Annotated in this window: 3 protein-coding genes and 1 other RNA gene; 2 read left to right on the top strand and 2 right to left on the bottom strand. The window is 71.3% G+C overall.

Annotation, left to right across the window (positions count from 1 at the left end):
* Positions 1–441 (bottom strand): NAD(P)-dependent oxidoreductase (locus H0W38_RS16460; protein ID WP_367162257.1); only part of this gene is annotated, 441 nt, incomplete at its 3' end.
* 148 nt (positions 442–589) lie between these two features.
* Here H0W38_RS16460 and H0W38_RS16455 point away from each other — a divergent pair.
* Positions 590–2,359: an HDOD domain-containing protein gene (locus tag H0W38_RS16455; protein WP_292456052.1), complete on the top strand. Its 1,770-nt coding sequence runs from the start codon at positions 590–592 to the stop codon at positions 2,357–2,359.
* Between the two features lie 26 nt (positions 2,360–2,385).
* Positions 2,386–4,893 carry a serine/threonine protein kinase gene (locus tag H0W38_RS16450; protein WP_292456050.1) on the top strand — a complete coding sequence of 836 codons (2,508 nt, stop codon included), beginning with the start codon at positions 2,386–2,388 and terminating at the stop codon, positions 4,891–4,893.
* A 16-nt stretch (positions 4,894–4,909) separates the two neighbouring features.
* On the opposite strand, the gene ffs is transcribed toward H0W38_RS16450, so the two are convergent.
* An RNA gene (ffs, locus tag H0W38_RS16445) (signal recognition particle sRNA small type) lies at positions 4,910–4,984 on the bottom strand; the annotation flags it as partial.

The following is a 4,984-nucleotide window of genomic DNA, read 5'->3' as shown; positions in this document are numbered from 1 at the left end:
GAAATCGCTTTTCTCGCCGCCCGCCATGATGGCGAGCGAGCCTTCCGCGGCGCCGAAGCTGCCGCCCGAGACCGGCGCATCGAGGTGAGCCGCGCCGCGCTCGGCCAGCGCCGCGGCGTGGCCGCGGGCCTCCTCGGGTTTGATGGAGCTCATGTCCACGAGCAGCGCGCCGGGCGAGAGGGCGTCGGCCACGCCCTGCGCGAACAGCACGTCGTGCACCGCGTCGCCGTGTTCGAGCATGGTGACCACCGCTTCGGCGCCGCGCACCGCTTCGGCCGCGCTGGCAGCGATCCGTGCACCATCGGCAAGCACAGGCTCGGCGCGCGCGCGCGTGCGGTTCCACACGGTGAGCTCGAAGCCGGCGGCGCACAGCCGGCGTGCCATCGGCAGGCCCATCAGGCCGGTGCCCAGCAGGGCGATCTTCATGTCGGGCGACTCCAGCGCTACAGATGAGCGGGGCAGTATAGGAAGCGCCCGCCGCCGCTGCCAGAAGTGACCCGCCTTGCCGGCACAGTTCAGGCCTTCGCCGCTCTCCTGCTCGCGCTCCAATGGCGGCATCGAAACGCGCGCCCCGTCTCCTTCCCGGTCCATGCCTTCTTCTCCGCCCAACCCGCCTGACGCCGCGTCGGCCGGCCGGCCGCTGCCTGCCGGCATGCCGGGCAGCCGCCGCATCGGCCGCTACGCGCTTGTGCGCCTCCTGGCCAAGAGCAGCCGCGGCATGTTGTGGCTGGCGCAGGCCGCGGATGGCCGCGAGGCCTACATCAGCCTGCCGCGCCAGCAGCCCGCCGACGCAGCGTCGCTGCGTGCCTGGCTGCAAGGCGCGCGCGATGCGGCGCGGCTCAGTCATCCGCAACTGGTGACGGTCGCCGAGATCGGCCTCGAAGAACGGTGGCCCTTCGTTGCTTCACCGCGCGCGGCAGGTATCACCCTGGCCGAACACCTGGTCGCCGGCCCGCCACCGACGCCGGCCCAGTCGGCGCAGTGGCTGTGCGACGTGCTGCACGGGCTGGCGTTCGCGCACGAGGCCGGGCTCTCGCACGGCGACATCGGCGTGGCCAGCGTGCTGATCGACGCGCAGGGCCGCGCGCTGCTGATGAGCGCCGGCGCCGATGCGAACGCCGCGCAATCCGCACAGGCCGACGCGGCCGCCCCCGCGCCCACCGTCGGCAGCACCGTCGCCCTGCGCAGCCAGCGTGCCGCCCATGAGCGCGATCTGCTCGCCTGCGGGCTGCTGCTGCACCGGCTGCTTGCCGGCCGGCCCGCGCTCGACGAGGCCGACACGGCCACGGCGGTGCAGCGTCTGGAGCGCGAGATCGTGCGCTTGGGCTGGAGCACGCCGCAGCCGGTATCCGATGCGCTGCGCGCCATCTGCAACCGGGCCACGGCGAGTGAGCCGCGCACACGCTATCTCGGCGCGCGCAGTCTCGAGCGCGCCCTGCAAGGCTGGATCGATGCGCAGGCCGGCAGTGAAGGCGTTCTCTCACTGTTGCTCGACCGGCTCTCGAGCGTCGGCCACCTGCCGGCGCTGCCGGGCCTGCTCTCGCGCGTGTCGGAGATCGCTGCGATGGAGCAGCAGCGCATCGCCGAGATGACGGAGCTGATCGTGCAGGACCCGGCGCTGGCCTTCGAGCTGTTGCGCCAAGTCAATACCGCCCATCTAGCGGCCAGCTCGGAACAGGGCTTCGGCACGGTGACCACCGTGCGCCGTGCGGTGCAGCTCATCGGCATTCAAGGCCTGCGCCGTGCAGCGGCCGGGCTGCGGGCCTGGCCGGGACCGCTCGGCGCCGCGCCCGCGCATGCCTTGTCCGTGAGCCTGCGCGAAGCGCGAATGGCCGCGCATGTGGCGCGCGAGCTGTGTCCCGCCGACATGGACGGCGAGGCTGTCTTCCTGATCGCTTTGCTGCAGCACCTGGGCGGTTTGCTGTTGCGCTATCACTTCCCCGACGAGGCCGAGCAGATTGCCCGCCTCATCGATCCGGGCGAGGGCGCACGCGGCATGCCCGCTTCGGCCGCCGCCTGCGCTGTCATCGGCGTGGATCTCGACACCCTGGCGGTCGCGGTGGCGCGCCACTGGGGGCTCGACGAGCACGTCCTCGTTTCGCTGCGCCGTGCTTCGCTGGAGGCGCCGGTGCGCGTCCCGGACGACCGCCGCGACATGGTGCGGCTGCTCGGCAGCGCCGCTGCAGAGGCGGTCGCCGCGGCAGCAGCGCCACCGGCACAGGCCGCATCGGCGCTGGCCCGCGTCACCCAGCGCTATGTGCGCGCCCTGGTACTCGCCCCCGGAGAACTGAGCGATGCCTTGCAAAAGGCGCGGCGCGCGGTCGGCGCCGAAACGCAGGCCGCCGAGCGTTCATCCTGAAATCTACTTTCCCCGAGACCCGCCTCATGGCAGCGACCTCCAGCCCGCCACGCGCACCCCAGCGCGTCGGCCGCTTCGAACTCGAGCGCGTGATCGGCCGCGGCTCGCAGGCGACGGTGTGGCTGGCGCACGACCCGCGCCTGGCGCGCGACGTGGCGCTCAAGCTGATGACGCCACAAGCCGGCTCGAACCTGGGCGACTGGCTGGCCGAAGCACGCCATGTCGCGGCACTCAACCATCCGCACATCGTCGCCGTGTTCGAGGCCGACGTGCAGGGCAGCGGCGCCGATGCGCAGCCCTACCTCGTGTTCGAGTACATCAGCGGCGCGTCGCTCGACCGTCACCTGCTTGCCCGCGGTCCCTTTGCGCCGCGCGAAGCGGTCGAGTGGCTGCTCGGTGTGCTCGACGCACTGGCCCAGGCGCATGCCGCCGGCCTGGTGCACCGCGACATCAAGCCCTCCAATCTGCTGATCGATGCCGCCGGCCGGGCGCGGGTCACCGACTTCGGCATCGCGGTCAGAAGTGGCGTCGCTGCGGTCGCCGTGGGCACGCCGCGTTATGCGGCACCCGAAACGCTGCGCGGCGCGGTGCCGACCACAGCGGTCGATGTGTTCGCGCTCGGCCTGTTGCTGGCCGAGCTGATGTTGGGCCATCCGCTGGTCGACGATACCGAGGTGCCGGCGGTGCGCAAGCGCATTGTCGAGACCGACCTTGCCCTTCCGGCACAGATGCCGCAGCCGGTGGACGACGCGTTGCGCGGAGTGATTCAACGTGCGCTGGCGCGCGACCCCGTGCGCCGCTACGCCGACGCGGCCGAGCTGCGCGATGCACTGCGCCTTTGGCTGACGCCAGCGGCCGACGCAAGAACTTCCGGCGACGGCGGCAGCAGCAAGACCAAGGCCGGCGCACTCGACTTCCTGCTGCGCCGCATGCGCCACAAGACCGACTTCCCGGCGCTGTCGGATTCAGTCGCGCGCATCCAGCGCGTCGCCGCATCCGAGAACGAAAGCCTTTCCAGCCTGGCCGGCGAGATCCTCAAGGACGTGGCGCTCACACACAAACTGCTGCGACTGGTCAACACCGCGCATTACTCGCAAGCCGGTGGCAGCATCAGCACGGTGTCGCGAGCGGTTGCGTTGATGGGCTTCGCCGGCGTGCGCAACCTGGCCTTGTCGCTGGTGCTCGTCGAGCACATGAACGACAAGCTGCATGCCCAGCAGATCAAGCAGGAGTTCCTGCGAGCCCTGCTGGCCGGCACCCTGGCCGAGGAGCTGTGTCCGGGCTCGATGTCGCAGCCTGGTGCGGTCGAGGAAGCCTTTCTCGGCGCCATGTTCCGCAACCTCGGCCGCTTGCTGGCGGAGTTTTATTTCCCCGAGGAGGCCGAGCAGGTGCGCCGGCTGGTCCATCCCGGCGTGGTGCCGGCGCGCGATAACCCGAAGGTTCCGGTACCGGAAGCACGCGCATCGCAATCGGTGCTCGGCCTGAGCTACGAGGAACTCGGCCTCGGCGTGGCGCGTCACTGGGGCCTGCCCGAGACGCTGCAGCGCTGCATGCAGGGCGCCGGCGGTGTGGCGCCCGCCCAGCCGCCGCAGGCCCTGGCCGAGCGGCTGCGCTGGGTCGCTACCGCCGCCAACGACATGGCCGACACCTTGCTCCAGCATGAACCCGAGGAAGGCGCCAGGCGTCTCGCCGAGGTCGGGGCTCGTTATGCGCGCGTGCTCGGTGTGCCGGCGCCCGACGTCCTCGGCGCGGTCGCGCGCTCACGCGTGCGCCTCACCGAACTCGCCTCGGGCCTGGAGATCGTGTTGCGCCCCGGCGCACCCGCCGAGCGGTTGATGGCACCGCGCGATGCGGCCCGTGCGCCGACATCCGCGGTCGGCGGCACGGGGCACGCAGCTGCGGATGCGCCCGACACGATCTCCGACGTGGCCCTCGGCCCCAGTGGCTGCGAATCGACGCTGGTGCTCGCCGTGGCGAAAGGTCGCGACCGCGCCGCTGCAGCAGACCCGGCCGGCGTGCTCGCCGCGGGAATCCAGGACATCACCAACAGCATGGTCGAGGACGTGAAGCTGGGCGAAGTGCTGCGCATGATCCTCGAGACGATCTACAGGGCGTTGGGGTTTCGACGGGTGCTGTTCTGCCTGCGCGACGCGAAGAGCGGCGCGCTCATCGGCCGCTTCATGCTCGGCGAGGGTGACGACTCGCTGCGCGCTGCCTTTCGCGTGGGCACCCGGCCCGTGCCGGGAGCGCCGGCGGACCTGTTCAGCGCCGTGTGCATCAAGGGTGCCGACACGCTGATCGGCGACGCCACCACGGCGAGCATGCGAGCGCGGCTGCCGGCCTGGTACACCGCCAGCGTCGACGCGCCGGCCTTCCTGCTGTTGCCACTGCTCGTGAAAGGCGCGCCGGTCGGGTTGATCTACGCCGACAAGGCCGAGGCCGGTGCCATCGTGCTCAGCGAAAAAGAGCTTTCGCTGCTGCGCACCTTGCGCAACCAAGCCGTGATGGCCTTCAGGCAGGCGAGTGGCGGGTGACGACGGGAGGGAAAAGGGTGACGAGCCCGACCCCGGCACTGAGAGCTAACGGTTAGGGCTGCTTCGTTCCCGACCTGACCCGGTTGGCCGC

Origin of the sequence: Methylibium sp. (assembly GCF_013817365.1) — a bacterium.
Taxonomy (GTDB): domain Bacteria; phylum Pseudomonadota; class Gammaproteobacteria; order Burkholderiales; family Burkholderiaceae_C; genus Methylibium.
Note: the sequence above shows the minus strand (reverse complement) of the source record. Positions and strands in the feature narration are given on the sequence as shown.

Coding starts and splice junctions, on each gene's coding strand:
- H0W38_RS16455 (WP_292456052.1), top strand. CDS start 590: ATGCCTTCTTCTCCGCCCAACCCGCCTGACGCCGCGTCGGCCGGCCGG.
- H0W38_RS16450 (WP_292456050.1), top strand. CDS start 2,386: ATGGCAGCGACCTCCAGCCCGCCACGCGCACCCCAGCGCGTCGGCCGC.